11 protein-coding genes are annotated in these 14,443 nt (G+C 60.0%); 1 reads left to right on the plus strand and 10 read right to left on the minus strand.

What is annotated here, in order from left to right:
* Window positions 1-28: 28 nt before the first annotated feature.
* Together CKA81_RS06685 and exaC are read right to left on the minus strand one after the other, a co-directional pair.
* Window positions 29-787: a LamB/YcsF family protein gene (locus tag CKA81_RS06685; RefSeq protein WP_128354603.1), complete on the minus strand. Its 759-nt coding sequence runs from the start codon at window positions 785-787 to the stop codon at window positions 29-31.
* 187 nt (window positions 788-974) lie between these two features.
* Window positions 975-2,501, minus strand: coding sequence for an acetaldehyde dehydrogenase ExaC (gene exaC / locus CKA81_RS06690; RefSeq protein ID WP_128354604.1), 1,527 nt, complete (start codon window positions 2,499-2,501; stop codon window positions 975-977).
* Between the two features lie 212 nt (window positions 2,502-2,713).
* Between exaC and CKA81_RS06695 the strand changes: the two genes are divergently transcribed.
* Complete coding sequence (locus CKA81_RS06695) at window positions 2,714-4,633, plus strand: sigma-54-dependent Fis family transcriptional regulator (protein WP_128354605.1); 1,920 nt, start codon at window positions 2,714-2,716, stop codon at window positions 4,631-4,633.
* Here CKA81_RS06695 and CKA81_RS06700 read toward each other — a convergent pair.
* The 8 genes from CKA81_RS06700 to hflC all read right to left on the minus strand — a co-directional run bounded on the left by CKA81_RS06700 (window position 4,630) and on the right by hflC (window position 14,434).
* Complete coding sequence (locus tag CKA81_RS06700; RefSeq protein ID WP_128354606.1) at window positions 4,630-5,175, minus strand: NADPH-dependent FMN reductase; 546 nt, start codon at window positions 5,173-5,175, stop codon at window positions 4,630-4,632. The genes CKA81_RS06695 and CKA81_RS06700 overlap by 4 nt on opposite strands.
* 128 nt (window positions 5,176-5,303) lie before the next feature.
* Window positions 5,304-7,697, minus strand: coding sequence for an RNA polymerase sigma factor RpoD (rpoD, locus tag CKA81_RS06705; RefSeq protein ID WP_394342535.1), 2,394 nt, complete (start codon window positions 7,695-7,697; stop codon window positions 5,304-5,306).
* 242 nt (window positions 7,698-7,939) lie between these two features.
* Window positions 7,940-9,880 (minus strand): DNA primase, encoded by a 1,941-nt coding sequence (dnaG, locus tag CKA81_RS06710; protein WP_128354607.1) that lies wholly within the window; start codon window positions 9,878-9,880, stop codon window positions 7,940-7,942.
* The gene (gene rpsU / locus CKA81_RS06715; protein ID WP_013742464.1) at window positions 9,881-10,093 is read right to left on the minus strand and encodes a 30S ribosomal protein S21; all 213 of its coding nucleotides are present in this window, start codon (window positions 10,091-10,093) and stop codon (window positions 9,881-9,883) included.
* Between the two features lie 69 nt (window positions 10,094-10,162).
* The gene (locus CKA81_RS06720; protein WP_128354608.1) at window positions 10,163-10,708 is read right to left on the minus strand and encodes a phosphoribosyltransferase; all 546 of its coding nucleotides are present in this window, start codon (window positions 10,706-10,708) and stop codon (window positions 10,163-10,165) included.
* Between the two features lie 144 nt (window positions 10,709-10,852).
* Window positions 10,853-12,148 (minus strand): adenylosuccinate synthase, encoded by a 1,296-nt coding sequence (locus tag CKA81_RS06725; protein ID WP_128354609.1) that lies wholly within the window; start codon window positions 12,146-12,148, stop codon window positions 10,853-10,855.
* Between the two features lie 38 nt (window positions 12,149-12,186).
* Window positions 12,187-13,365 carry an ATP phosphoribosyltransferase regulatory subunit gene (locus CKA81_RS06730; RefSeq protein WP_128354610.1) on the minus strand — a complete coding sequence of 393 codons (1,179 nt, stop codon included), beginning with the start codon at window positions 13,363-13,365 and terminating at the stop codon, window positions 12,187-12,189.
* Window positions 13,366-13,537: 172 nt separating this feature from the next.
* The gene (gene hflC / locus CKA81_RS06735) at window positions 13,538-14,434 is read right to left on the minus strand and encodes a protease modulator HflC (protein ID WP_128356643.1); all 897 of its coding nucleotides are present in this window, start codon (window positions 14,432-14,434) and stop codon (window positions 13,538-13,540) included.
* Window positions 14,435-14,443 lie beyond the last annotated feature (9 nt).

Consider the following 14,443-nt stretch of genomic DNA (forward strand, 5'->3'; position numbering starts at 1 on the left):
GGAGCTTGCAAGCCCGAGTTCGCTCCGTCTATATGGCTCGCACCTGCACACCGTTTTCACCCAGCGCTTTGCGTATCGCCTGGGCGAAAACGACGGCGTCCGGCTGATCGCCATGTATGCATAGCGTATCGGCACGCACATTGACGTCGGAACCCTGCTGCGTAGCAACCTTGCCCTCTTGCACCATGCGCAGTACTTGCTTGATGGAGATGGCCGGGTCTTCGATCATGGCGCCAGCCTGCTTGCGTGGCGTCAAGGATCCGTCGCTTTGATAGCTGCGATCGGCAAAGACTTCCTGGGCTACGGCCAGGCCCATATCTTCGGCCGCCTTGACTTGCACACTGCCGGCCAAGGCATACAGCAACAAGGTGCTGTCTATGTCGTGCACCGCCTTGGCGATGGCCGTTGCCAGTTCGCCATTGCGGGCAGCCATGTTGTAAAGGGCGCCATGCGCCTTCACGTGATGCAGCTTGCCGCCCTGGCTGGCTGCAACCGCTGCCAGCGCACCCACCTGGATAATGACGATGTCGTAAACATCTTGTGCGCTGACATCCATGTTGCGCCGGCCAAAACCCACCAGATCCGGCAAACCGGGATGCGCGCCCAGCGCAACACCGTGACGCAGTGCGGCGGCCACGGTCTTGCGCATCGTGGCCGCGTCGCCGGCATGAAACCCGCAAGCAATATTGGCTGAAGTGACATAGGGCAGGATGTCTTCATCCTGCCCCATTTTCCAGGCGCCAAAGCTCTCGCCCATGTCGCAGTTCAAGTCGATAGCCAAACCCATGATGCACTCCGCTGGATTACGAGTGGGGAAGTGGGGTCAGGTCTTGCAATCATGCATGCGATCACAGACCTCTGAATTTCTGTGGGCGCATCGGCGCATGCGTGATTGCAAGACCTGACCCCATCAACCCCACCAAAAGCATCATCATAAAACAGAAGAGACCAAATACGGCTATCCGTGCACGGCCTTAGAAGAACCCAAGCGCGTCCGGGCTGTAGCTAACCAGCAGGCACTTGGTCTGTTGATACGCGCTCAGCGCCATCTTGTGGTTCTCGCGCCCAATGCCAGACTTCTTGTAGCCCCCAAACGCGGCATGGGCCGGGTACAGGTTATAGCAGTTGGTCCAGACGCGGCCCGCCTTGATTTGGCGGCCCATCCGATAGGCACGGGTGCCATCGCGCGTCCACACGCCGGCGCCCAGACCGTAGTCGGTATCGTTGGCCAACTCGGCTGCATGGTCTTCGTCCTTGAAGGTCATGACTGAAGCCACCGGCCCGAAGATCTCCTCCTGGAACACGCGCATGCTGTTGTCGCCAAAGAGCAGCGTCGGCTTGATGTAGAAGCCGCCGTCCAAGCCATCGCCCGGTGCGTTGCGAGCGCCGCCCGTCAGGCACTTTGCGCCTTCCTGACGTCCGATGTCGATGTAGGACAGGATTTTGTCCATTTGCGCCTGCGAGACCTGAGCGCCGACCATCGTGTTGCTGTCCAGTGGATTGCCGGCCTTGATGGCTTCCACGCGCTTCACGGCACGCTCGATGAACTTGTCGTAGATGGATTCCTGTATAAGCACGCGGGACGGGCAGGTGCAGATTTCGCCTTGATTCAAGGAGAACATGGCCAGCCCTTCGAGCGCCTTGTCGAAGAAGGCGTCGTCATGGTCCATGACATCGGCGAAGAAGATGTTGGGGCTTTTACCGCCCAGTTCTACCGTCGAGGGGATGAGGTTCTCGGCCGCGGCATGCAAGATGTGCTTGCCCGTGGCCGTAGAGCCCGTGAATGCCAGCTTGGCAATACGGTCGCTGCTTGCCAGCGCCTGGCCGGCTTCCTTGCCATAACCGTTGACGATATTCAGCACGCCTGCCGGCAGCAGGTCGCCGATGATTTCCATCAACACCAGTATCGAAGCGGGCGTCTGCTCGGCCGGCTTCATCACTACGCAGTTGCCCGCTGCCAAGGCGGGCGCCAGTTTCCAGGCGGCCATCAGCAGCGGAAAATTCCAGGGAATGATCTGACCGACTACGCCGAGAGGCTCATTGAAATGGTAGGCAACCGTGTCGTCATCGATTTCGGATATCCCGCCTTCTTGCGCCCGTATACATCCGGCAAAATAACGGAAGTGGTCGATCGCCAATGGCAGGTCGGCCGCCATGGTCTCGCGCAGCGGCTTGCCGTTGTCGATGGAATCGGCAACCGCCAGGGTTTTAAGGTTCTTCTCCATCTTGTCGGCGATGCGCAGCAGCGTGTTCGACCGCTCTGTGGCCGAGGTACGGCCCCACTGCTTGCTGGCGGCATGGGCGGCATCCAGTGCCAGATCGACATCTGCGGCGTCAGAACGGGGCACCTCGCAGAACACTTCACCGGTAATAGGCGAAACGTTGTCGAAATAATTGCCCGATACCGGCGGCACCCACTTGCCACCGATAAAATTCTCGTAATGGCGCTTGTAGGGGTATTCCACATCGATGCCGAAATACTTCAGTTGAGTCAAATCCATGGCGGTCTCCGTAAGTTGTGGACAGGCGTCTTGGATCGCGCCTGCAAGCTTAAAGACGCAACATCCGTGCCAACGTCGCACGGCCGCCCACGGGATAGGCAGGACGGCGGCGAAGGTGTATGGTGAGCTGTATATCTGTCGCAGAACCCGACATGTCGCGACGCACTTCGCGACAGCCGTGACGCACAACGCGACACCACGGAGACTTCGAAATGAATTTCCTTAGGCCCACTGCATCTCATGCACGACCTGAACGACTCGTCACCCAGTCGTCCTCCATCAAGCGTTCCTGGGAGCGCTGCGCCGACGTCAGCTACGACCTGCATACCGACCCCGATCCCATGCTGTTGGCCGATCTGCAACTGCGCCGCGAACAGCACGCTCACTTGCTCGAGCTTGCGCAGCCCGAACTGGAAACCCTGGCCGGCCTGGTCGCCAGCGCAAAAAGCGTGGTGCTGCTGGCCGATGCAGCCGGTGTGATCTTGCAAGAGGCAGGCAGTACCGAATTTCTGCACAAAGCCGAGCGTGTCGCGCTACGCCCCGGTGTCAGTTGGGCCGAGTCGCTGCGCGGTACCAACGCCATCGGTACGGCTTTGTTTGAGGGCGCGCCCATACGCGTACACGGCAGCGAACACTTCCTGTCATGCAACCGCATCCTCAGTTGCCATGCAGCCCCTATCCGATCGCCCCGCGGCGACGTGATCGGCGTGCTGGATATCTCCGGAGACGCCGCCACCCTGCATGCTTATGCACTCGGATTGGCCAGCCTGTGCGCCACGCAGATAGCGAACCGGCTGCTGGACTACACCGACCATCGCCTGCATCGCCTGGTGTTCCAGCGCCAGACCTCTTTGCTGGACTCGGCCGAACGCGCCATTGTGCTTATCGAGCATGATCGCATCGTGGGTGCCAACGAAGCAGCCCTGCATTTGCTGGACACCGATTGGCGTCTGCTCGATAGCCCTGTGGATGACTGGGTGGATGGCTGGTCGTCATTGGCAGGCCGTACGGATGGCATACGGACGCGCTCCGGCCAAGCTTTGGTGGGGCAGTTGCACCGCGGACAGGAAAGCTTAACCGCCCAAGCCAGCCCCCAGCATGCGCGGCCTCGGGCCACACCATTGCCCGTTGCCCCGCAACACATCAGGACAGCATCCGCCCCGCTGCCCGAGCTCGAGGACACCGCGAAGCAGGCCCTGCTCCAGGCCGTTGCGGCCATGGATGGCGGCATGGCGGTGCTGCTGCAGGGCGAAACAGGGGCGGGCAAAGAGATATTTGCGCGGCATCTGCACGCCAACAGCGCCTGGCATCGCGGGCCATTTGTGGCGATCAATTGTGGCGCACTGCCCGAAAGCTTGATCGAGTCCGAGCTGTTCGGATACGAAGGCGGTGCCTTCACAGGCGCCCGTCGCGAGGGGGCACAGGGCCGGCTACGCGAAGCGCAAGGTGGCATGCTGTTCCTGGACGAAATCGGCGACATGCCGCTGGCCTTGCAAACCCGGTTGTTGCGGGCATTGCAAGAGCGCGAAGTGCAACCGCTGGGATCCGACAAACGCGTACCCGTGCACTTCGGCCTGACCAGTGCCAGCAACCGCGATCTGTCGACGCTGATCACGCAAGGGCTGTTTCGAGCCGACCTGTACTACCGGCTGCAAGACTACACCATCACGCTATCACCGCTGCGCGAACGCCCGCGCCTGCGCGAGTTCCTGTGCGCCGAATTCAAAAGACTGGGCGGCACCGAGCGCGGCATGACGCTCAGCGATGCGGCACTTGATGCGCTGGAAGCTTATGGATGGCCGGGCAATTACCGACAGATGCAAAGCCTGCTGCGCAGTCTGGTCGTATTGCAGCCGGCGGGCAGCCTGATACGCCGGGAAGACCTGCCCTTGGCGCAAACAGACTCTGTCCGCGCGCCTATCGCTTCAGAGGCCGACAGCGCCATGGCGGTGGTGCCCAGCGGCGACGTCCCGGCGGCCACCCTGCGCGATATGACCGAGCGCACCATAGAACAAGTCGTGCGCGAGTGCGGCTACAACGTCAGCCAGGCTGCCACAGTACTGGGCGTGCATCGCAGCACACTGTATCGACACCTGGCGCGCCTGAAATCCAGGGATTCCGGGCCCGGCTAGAAGCGGGCCACCCATTCGGCATACGCGTCAATGAAACGCTTCAGAAGCGCCCTGCCCGTCTCGGTGACTGCACCTGCCGGATCATAGAGCTTATCGGCCTGGCTGAGATAGGTTTCTGGATTGGCCATGCAATAGATGTTCAAGCCGGCCAACGAGGCGCGCAAATGCTGCGTGGCACCGTATGCGCCCTGCAACGATGGCGATGCACTGATGATGGCGCCGGGCTTGCCATCCCAAACGCTTTTCGAGTACGGCCGGGAACCGATGTCGACGGCATTTTTCATGGCAGCCGGCATCGAGCGATTATGCTCGGGCGTGGCAAACAATACCCCATCAGCCGCCGCGATTTTCTGGCGGAACTGGACATACTGCTGCGGGGAATCTTCGTCGTAGTCCTGGTTGTACAGGGGTAGCTGGCTGATATCGACAATCTCGAGGGCCAGCGTGTCTGGCGCAAGCTCGACCAGGCTTTGCGCAACTTTGCGATTGATGGATTCGCGACGCAGGCTCCCAACAATAACGGCAATATTCTTTGGCTGCATGACTGTCCTTTGTTGAACTGAACGGGGTTGGTAAATGGGGTCGGGCCTCGCAAGACCAGACCCCATCATAATGACGCATCATGGAAAACGGCGGCATAAGCCGCCGTTATTCAGACCACTAAACGCGCTTACTGCCCTTCGAGGAAGCTTTTCAGCTTGTCAGCCCGGCTGGGATGACGCAGTTTACGCAGGGCCTTGGCTTCGATCTGGCGTATGCGCTCGCGCGTTACGTCAAATTGCTTGCCCACTTCTTCTAGCGTTTGGTCGGTGCTCATTTCGATGCCGAAGCGCATGCGCAGGACCTTGGCTTCACGCGGCGTAAGGGAGTCGAGGACTTCCTTGACCACATCGCGCATAGAGCCGTGCAAGGCCCATTCGGACGGCGACAGCGTGCCGGTATCTTCGATGAAATCGCCCAGGTGGGAATCATCGTCGTCACCGATAGGCGTTTCCATGGAGATCGGCTCTTTGGCGATCTTCAGGATCTTGCGCACCTTCTCTTCGGGCATGTCCATCTTCTGCGCCAGCGTGGCGGGATCTGGCTCGGCGCCGGTCTCTTGCAGAATTTGGCGATTGATGCGATTCATCTTGTTGATGGTTTCGATCATGTGCACCGGAATACGAATGGTGCGCGCCTGGTCTGCAATAGAGCGCGTGATGGCCTGGCGTATCCACCACGTGGCGTACGTTGAAAACTTGTAGCCACGGCGATACTCGAACTTGTCCACTGCCTTCATCAAGCCGATATTGCCTTCCTGGATAAGGTCCAGGAATTGCAAGCCACGGTTGGTGTACTTCTTGGCGATGGAAATGACCAGACGCAAGTTGGCTTCGGTCATTTCGCGCTTGGCCTTGCGTGCCTTGGCTTCGCCGGTGGCCATCCGCTTGTTGACGTCCTTGAGGTCCTTTAGCGGCAACACGACACTGGACTGCAGGTCGATGAGCTTCTGCTGGATCTCTTGCACGGCAGGAATATGCCGCTCGAGAGTCTCGGAGTAAGGATGGTTGGCAGCGACCTCTTCGAGTACCCACGACAGGTTGGTTTCGTTGCCGGGGAATGCCTTGATGAAATAGGCGCGTGGCATGCCGGCGCGGTCCACGCAGGTATGCAGTACGGCGCGTTCAAGCTTGCGTACCTCTGCCACCTGTTCGCGCAGCGTATCGGCCAGCTTCTCGACCATCTTGGCGGTGAATCGCACGCCCATCAGTTCGCTCAGGATGGCTTCCTGGGCGGTGATGTATTCCTGCGCCTGATAGCCGTCGCGCTCGAAGGCCTTGCGCATTTTGTCGAACCACTCGTTGATGATCTCGAACTTCTTGAGGGCCTTGGTGCGCAGGTACTCGAGCTGCTTGCTGCTCATGCCGCCTGCGGGGCCGTCTTCGTTCTCGTCGTCGTCGACCGACACGCCAGCGCCGGCGTACTCTTCGCCTTCCTGGTCGACCAGGCCGTCAACGACCTCATCGATCTGGGCGGCGCCGTCGCGCACGCGCTGGATGTGCTGCAGGATCTCGTTGACGGTGGTTGGGCAGGCAGCAATTGCCATGACCATGTGCTTCAGGCCGTCTTCGATGCGTTTGGCTATTTCGATCTCGCCTTCGCGAGTCAGCAGCTCGACCGTGCCCATCTCGCGCATATACATGCGCACCGGGTCGGTCGTGCGGCCGAAATCGGAATCTACTGTGGTGAGCGCAGCCTCGGCTTCGTCTTCGACGTCGTCGTCGCTGGTCGCAACCGGTGCGTTGTCGCTCATGAGCAGCGTTTCGGCGTCGGGCGCCTGGTCGTAGACCGATATGCCCATATCGCTGAAGGTGCTGATGATGCCGTCGATGGCTTCAGCGTCGACCAGATCGTCGGGCAGGTGATCGTTGATTTCGCCGTACGTCAGGTAGCCGCGATCTTTACCCAGCTTGATGAGCACTTTCAGGCGGTTGCGCCGGGCTTCCTGCTCTTCAGGCGTCATCTGGCTGCGTGCGGGTACATCTTTGTCGGCCTTGCCGCGCTTGCCGCCACGCTTGGGCAGCGGCTTGAGCTCGGGGATGACTTCGGCGTCGCCGTTGTCGTCATCGCTGTAATCGGCAGAGTCGTTATTGGCGTTCTTGGCGGGGCGTCCGGGACGTCGGCCTGTAGGCGCAGGGCGCGAAGCTGCCTTGGTCGCACCCTTGGCGGCCTTCTTGGCATCAGTGGCGCCGGCTGCCTTGGCTGCCGTCTTGGCGGTTTTAGCGGCGGTCTTGCTGGCGGTTTTAGCTGTCTTGGCTGCCGTCTTGGTCGCCTTCTTGGCGGGCGCCGCAGCCTCTGTACCTTCCGCCATCTTGACCGCGGTCTTGGCGGCGGCCTTCTTGGCAGGTGCCTTCTTGGCAGGCGCCTTTTTGGCGGCAGGCTTGGCGTCAGCAGCCTTCACTGCCTTGACGCTGGCCCCGGCTTTCACTGCTGTCTTGTCGACACTTTTCGTCGCCGCAACAGTCTTCGCTTTTTTAACAGCGTCGTCAGGTGTCAGGGGGGTCTTACCAGTAACTTGGGTCATAGTCGCTTCCGTAGGCGCAAAAACACTCGGCCAGCCAAATGACCGACGAGTGTTGCAGGGCAGAACTTACTTTATGTATCGCGTAACCTGTGCAACACCGTGCAGTCACGTAGATGTGAGCTCATGCCGCCCAAAACAAGGTATGCTTGACGCGTCGTGGCGTTGCAAGGCAATAAGGGGCAAGCTGGCCGGCATCCCGGTCGTGCATCTTGATGTAACAGATTTCGCGAAAACTCTCTATTTTACCGCACTTGACGCGAAGAAGCACTACTTAACAGTGCTATCCTGCGCGTCAATTCCTGATACCGCCGGCGTGAAAAATCGTCCTTCAGACCACCCTGAACCAGGGCAGATTGCTCGGCCTTGATGGCTTCGAGCTCGATACGTCCCAAGGCGTCATTCCACTCTGCCTGCGGATCGGGCAGTTCTTCTCCGGCCAACAGCTCTGGCGTCAATGACGCCAGCACGCCTTCAAGGTCGGAACCCGGTTCGGCGGCTTGCAACAGGGCACCTGCATGGCGCGCCCCACTGCTGTTGGCCAAGGTGATCAGGTCTCGTACTAAAACCAGATGGGGGCCATGATGCAAAATTTCAAGCTGCTGATCGCCCAGCTGTCCTACCAATTCGGGATGCGCCAGCAATAAACGCAGCAAGCGCTTTGCCAAGGGCGTGACCGAACGCGTCTTGCCTGGCGCGCGAGCGCTGCGCTTACCCGCCCGGGCGACCGGCTCATGCATCGGCGCCTGGTGAACCTGATGGCCCTGGTCTTCGTACGAGGCACCATCCATGAACCCCGGCGGCTCGTCATACGCACCATAGTCGCTGGCCTGCGGACCGCCGTAAGGCGGCGGCGCGTTGTGCTCGGGCGATGGCTCGGCATTGGACGGCGGCGGTGCATCGCGCATCATCCCGGACAACTCTTCCGGGGTAAGCTGCACGCGCTTGGCAAACTCGCGCTCGATTTGCAGTCGGAGGGTGCCTTCGGGCAGCATGGCCAGCAAAGGCAAGGCCTCGTGTACGCACGCTGCACGCCCCTCGGCTTCATGCATGGCGTGCCGTGAAGCCAGCTCGTCCATCATGAAACGGGACAAGGGCATGGCTTCGGACACCGTGGCGCGAAACGCCTCGGCGCCATACGCCTGGATATAGGAATCCGGGTCGTGCTCCGTAGGCAGGAACAGAAACCGCATGGCCACATCGTCGCGCACCAATGGCAGGCAAGCATTCAGCGCCCGCCATGCGGCGCGTCGCCCCGCCGTATCGCCATCAAAGCTGAACACAATGGTGTGACTGGCACGCAGCAGCTTCTCGATATGAAAAGCCGTCGTCGCCGTACCCAGCGTGGCCACGGCGTTCTCGACGCCATGTTGGGCCAGGCCCACGACATCCATATAGCCTTCAACCACCAGCACATGGCCAGCACTGCGTATGCCCGCTCGAGCCTCCCATAGGCCGTAAAGCTCGTGGCCCTTGGAAAATAAGCTGGTTTCCGGCGAGTTCAGGTACTTGGGCTCGCCTTTGCCAATAATGCGGCCGCCAAAGCCGATCAACTTGCCGCGCGTATTACGGATCGGGAACATGATCCGCTCGCGGAAGCGATCGTAGCGCCGGCCGTCGTCGGCTTCGATTACCAGACCCGACTCCACCAGCAGGGGGTCTTCGTACTGCGGAAATATTGCCGCAAGCCCGCGTCGGTCAGTGCCGGCCCACCCCAGCCCGAAACGCGCCGCGATGGCGCCGGACAAGCCGCGCTGCTTCAAATAGCGAATGGCCGGCTGTGCCAGCTTAAGCTGCGCCACATAGTGCGCTTGCGCCATATCCAGTATTTGCTGGTGGCGCGAGACTTCTTCCTTGCGGCGTTTGTCGGCGGCCCGTTGCACGGGGCTGCGAGAAGCTTCCGGTACGGTCATGCCGGCATTGCTGGCCAGCGAACGTACGGCTTCCGGGAAGCTGGCCCCGGTGTGCTCCATTAAAAAAGTAATGGCGCTGCCATGCGCTCCGCAACCAAAACAGTGATAGAACTGTTTGGTGGGGCTTACGGTAAAAGATGGGCTTTTTTCGTTGTGGAAGGGGCAAAGGCCAAGTAGATTGGCCCCGCCCTTGCGCAACTGTACGTATCGCCCGACTACATCAACTACATCTACACGGGCGAGAAGTTCCTGAACAAATGATTCAGGAATCAATCAATACAGACGCGGAGGCAGTTGTTGGCTGCGGATGCGTTTGTAGTGGCGCTTGACGGCTGCAGCATGCTTGCGTTTACGTTCGGCCGTGGGCTTTTCGTAAAATTCGCGCGAACGCAGCTCGGTCAAGAGGCCAATTTTTTCAATAGTGCGTTTGAAGCGGCGAAGCGCGGCTTCAAAGGGCTCGTTTTCTTTCAGACGAACGATAGGCATGTAATCTAGAGCCTTCTCTTTAAAAGGAAATTAGTAAATAAAACGACAACCTAGAATTCTACCATGAAGCTACTTGCTGCGCACACCCTTGCGCACCCAAGCTTCCAACTGATGCGGTCTGATGCTGTCGTAATCTTCAAACGGCTGATGGATCCAGGGATTTGTCGGCAATTTGTCGACGTAATAGTCGGGCGTCGCCTGCGAATGACCTTTCCACCACAATACTGCTGTTTTCATTTCGGTAATGGCGGGAAACTGCGACAGCAGGTGGTCGCGCACGCGATTGAATGTCATGCCGGTATCGACCATGTCGTCAACCAGCAACACTCGCCCGTCCAGCGTACCGCGCGTGATGGTGATGAACTGGGCAATGTCCAGCTGCCCCTGCTGCGTACCGGCAGCTTCGCGATAACTGCTGGTGGCCAGTATGCCCAGCGGCATATCGTAGATGCGTGACAGCACATCGCCGACACGCACGCCGCCACGGGCAAGGCACACTATCTTGTCGAACTTCCAGCCCGACTCGTGTACGGCCAGCGCCAATCGCTCGATGAGGCTGTGGTATTCATCCCAACTGATCCAAAGATCTCTATCGGTGCTAGGCGGCAGGCTCATGAACTGTACTTTCCGGGTCTTGACTCAAAGGATCATTATCATAAACGGAACACCAGCCAAGGGGAAAGCCGCAAACGGAAAAACCCCCGAATCGAGAGGAATTCGGGGGTTTTCTGTTGCGCAATGAATGCAGTGCCGGGTGTATCAGCCGCTGAAGGGGTCGCGCAACACAATAGTTTCCAGGCGATCCGGACCTGTCGAAACCATGTCGATCGCCACATCGCATACCTCGGCAATGCGCTCGACATAGCGGCGTGCATTCACCGGGAGCTTGTCGTACTCGGTAATGCCCACCGTGGACTCTGTCCAGCCCGCCATCTCTTCGAGGACAGGCTCGGCTTCGGCTACAGCGTGCGCACCGTAGGGCAGCACATCAAGGAACTGGCCCTTATAGCGGTAACCTACTCCGATCTTCAGTTGCTCGACGCCGTCCAGCACATCCAGCTTGGTAATGCACAAGCCGGAGATGCCGTTGATCATGACCGAGCGCTTCATCGCTGCGGCGTCAAACCAGCCGCAACGGCGAGGCCGCCCGGTGACCGAACCGAATTCCTTGCCCACCGTGGCCAACCGTACGCCGGTATCGTCCAGCAGTTCGGTTGGGAATGGGCCGGAACCCACGCGAGTGGTGTAAGCCTTGGCAATACCCAGCACATAGCTAAGCGCCTGGGGGCCTATGCCGGCACCGGCCGAAGCCGCACCGGCCACGCAGTTGCTGCTGGTCACGAAGGGATAGGTGCCGTGGTCGATGTCCAGCAAAGTGCCCTGGGCGCCTTCAAACAAGAGCTTGTGGCCAGCCTTGCGCGCAAGGTGCAAATTAGCGGAAACGTCAGCCACCATGGGCTCAAGCTGAGGGGCAAACGCCATCGCCTGATCGGTTACCTCTTGGGCCGATACTGCCTTGCCGCCCAGATACTGAGTCAGGACGAAGTTGTGGTAATCCAGCGCTTCGGCCAGTTTTTCTTCGAAGATGGCAGGATCGTAAAGGTCTTGCACACGCAAGGCCCGCCGACCTATCTTGTCTTCGTAGGCCGGGCCTATGCCCCGCCCCGTGGTGCCGATCTTGCCTTCGCCCTTGCGCGCTTCGCGTGCCTGGTCGACAGCAACGTGGTAAGGCAGGATAAGCGGGCATGCGGGCGAGATCTGCAAGCGCGCACGCACGTCCAGGCCGGCCTGTTCGAGCTCGCCGATTTCTTTCAGCAGCGCCTCGGGCGACAGCACCACGCCGTTGCCGATGTAGCAGGTAACGTGCGGATGCATGATGCCCGAGGGTATCAGGCGAAGAATGGTTTTATTGCCATTGATCCACAGTGTGTGGCCCGCGTTATGGCCACCCTGGAAACGCACGACACCCTGCGCCGACTCGGCCAGCCAGTCAACGATCTTGCCCTTGCCTTCGTCACCCCACTGGGTGCCGATCACCACAATATTCTTGCTCATGTCACGTATCGATTAATAGGTTCAAGTCATACGATAAATCAGTCCGCAGACGGATTGCTTATCGCTCTTACTTTCCAGGTTCCATCGTCCAGGACAAGCTCGCGGTCTACCGAGAACTCGTCCATCCTTTGCGCCTGGCCCGGCAGCATCTGCACAACGATTTCGCCCGCCAACCGCAGCTTGCGCAGTGCATTGACCAGCGCCGCATCGGTGCCCCACGGTGCGCGTATGGCGCGGGCCCGTGCTGCCGGCGGCAGGCCGGAGGAAAGCTTGCGCAGGTCCAGGCTGAAGCCGGTGGCCGGCCGCGAGCGTCCGAATGCGCTGCCCACTCCGTCGTACCGGCCGCCCCGCACCAGCGCATCGTGCCAACCGTGGGCGTAGATAGAAAACACGACCCCCGTGTGATAGCCATAGCCGCTGCCCATATCGGCCAGGTCGACGCTGAACTGGTAGTCGGGCAATGCCCGGATCAGCGTTTCGAGGTCGTTCAGCGCGGCCTGGATCGCAGGCAGTGCTGGCAGGCTGAGGCGAGCCTTGGCGATAACTTCGGTGCCGCCATACAAGCTTGCCAATACGCGCAAGGACTCAATACTGTCGGCCCGTACACCGGTAAGCTGCCCGTGCAGCGCATCCAGACCTGGAACATCTTTGGTGTCCAGCAAACGATGGATCTCGTCGGACGCAACGGCCAAGGCGGGATCGGCATCAACGATAGCGCGCAACACCGCCGGATGATTCAGGTCCAGCCTGGCCTCTCGTACCCCTGCCCGCTTTACGCTCTCGAGCGCCAGCTCGATGATCTCGATGTCGGCCTCGAAGCCGGCATGGCCGTAGATTTCGGCGCCGATCTGCAGCAGCTCTCGGTCGGAAAGCAGACCCGTGGGCCGCGCATGCAGCACCGAACCGCAGTAGCAAAGACGAGTAACGCCTTCGCGATTGAGCAAGTGCGCATCAATGCGCGAGACCTGCGGTGTCATGTCGGCCCGTACGCCCAGCGTGCGGCCGGAAAGCTGGTCCACCAGCTTGCAGGTGCGCAGGTTCAGGTCGGCGCCGCTGCCCGACAGCAAGGAATCAAGGTACTCCACCAGGGGCGGGGCAACCAGTTCGAAGCCGTAGGTGCGATACAGATCGAGCAGGTCGCGGCGCAGTTCTTCGATGCGGCGCGCCTCGGCAGGCAATATATCGGCCAGGCTTTCCGGCAACAACCATTTGGACATCTTGTAGCCTTAAGCTAGGATCCAGAAAAAGAAAACCAAACAAAAAGCGACCTGGGGCGTAAGCCCGCCAAGTCGCTTGCGGTAAAGGTAAACAAAACTTACGCGCTAGTATAAACGATAGATTTCAATAAGTGAAACGGGCCACGGCCATGGGCCGGGCCCTTTTGTATCGCTAGGGCTGAGCGGGCAACGCGGGCGCTGCGCCCTGCGCCGAGTTCCAGAAACGGAAGAAATCGGAATCGGGGCTTAGCACAATGGCGCTGTTGCTGCCGGCAAAAGCTGCGCGGTAGCCTTCCAGGCTTTTGTACAGGCTGAAGAAGGCGGGGTTCTTCGTATAGGCTTCCGCATAAATAGCGGCGGCCTTGGCTTCGCCCTCGCCCTTGATCTGCTGTGCCTCGGCATAGGCCTTGGCCAGGAGCTCTTGGCGTTCGCGATCGGCTTGTGCACGGATGCGCTCGCTGTCGGCCATACCGGTAGCACGCAGGCGGTTGGCTTCTTGCTTGCGCTCGGCTTCCATGCGTCGGTACACCGACTCGGAGATCTCTGGTGCGAAGTCGATACGACGCAGGCGGACGTCCACGACGCTGACACCCAACGGCTTGGCACGCGCCTCGACGTTGTTCAGGACTTCCTTCATGATGGTGTCGCGCTCGTTGGCGATCACTTCCTTGACAGTACGCACGTTGACCGAGGCGTTCAGGGCATCGCGGATTTGCGCCTGCAGGCGCTCTACCGCAGCGCGGTCATTGGCACCGAAAGTTACGTAGAACAGGCGCGGATCTGCAATACGCCACTTCACGAACGAATCGATCAGCAGGTTCTTTTTCTCGGCGGTCTGGATACGTTCCGGGTCGTTGGACTCGATGGTTTGCAGGCGTTTGTCCAGGCGGACTACGTTCTCGAACGGTGGCGGCAGCTTGAAGTACAAGCCGGGTTCGGTGACGGTGTCGCGAACTTCACCCAAGGCAAATACCAGCACGGCATCGCGCTCGCGCACGACAAAGACGCAGGAGGAGAGGATGGCCAGGAAAATAACCAGGCCGATCAGGACAGGGAAAAAACGTTGCATCATGGCCTC

The organism is Pollutimonas thiosulfatoxidans (genome assembly GCF_004022565.1).
GTDB classification, from domain to species: Bacteria; Pseudomonadota; Gammaproteobacteria; order Burkholderiales; family Burkholderiaceae_B; genus Pusillimonas_D; species Pusillimonas_D thiosulfatoxidans.

Excerpts from the sequence above, each read along its gene's own strand:
- CKA81_RS06685 (WP_128354603.1), bottom strand. The coding sequence starts at position 787 with ATGGGTTTGGCTATCGACTTGAACTGCGACATGGGCGAGAGCTTTGGC.
- exaC (WP_128354604.1), bottom strand. The coding sequence starts at position 2,501 with ATGGATTTGACTCAACTGAAGTATTTCGGCATCGATGTGGAATACCCC.
- CKA81_RS06695 (WP_128354605.1), top strand. The coding sequence starts at position 2,714 with ATGAATTTCCTTAGGCCCACTGCATCTCATGCACGACCTGAACGACTC.
- CKA81_RS06700 (WP_128354606.1), bottom strand. The coding sequence starts at position 5,175 with ATGCAGCCAAAGAATATTGCCGTTATTGTTGGGAGCCTGCGTCGCGAA.
- rpoD (WP_394342535.1), bottom strand. The coding sequence starts at position 7,697 with ATGACCCAAGTTACTGGTAAGACCCCCCTGACACCTGACGACGCTGTT.
- rpsU (WP_013742464.1), bottom strand. The coding sequence starts at position 10,093 with ATGCCTATCGTTCGTCTGAAAGAAAACGAGCCCTTTGAAGCCGCGCTT.
- CKA81_RS06720 (WP_128354608.1), bottom strand. The coding sequence starts at position 10,708 with ATGAGCCTGCCGCCTAGCACCGATAGAGATCTTTGGATCAGTTGGGAT.
- CKA81_RS06725 (WP_128354609.1), bottom strand. The coding sequence starts at position 12,148 with ATGAGCAAGAATATTGTGGTGATCGGCACCCAGTGGGGTGACGAAGGC.
- CKA81_RS06730 (WP_128354610.1), bottom strand. The coding sequence starts at position 13,365 with ATGTCCAAATGGTTGTTGCCGGAAAGCCTGGCCGATATATTGCCTGCC.
- hflC (WP_128356643.1), bottom strand. The coding sequence starts at position 14,434 with ATGCAACGTTTTTTCCCTGTCCTGATCGGCCTGGTTATTTTCCTGGCC.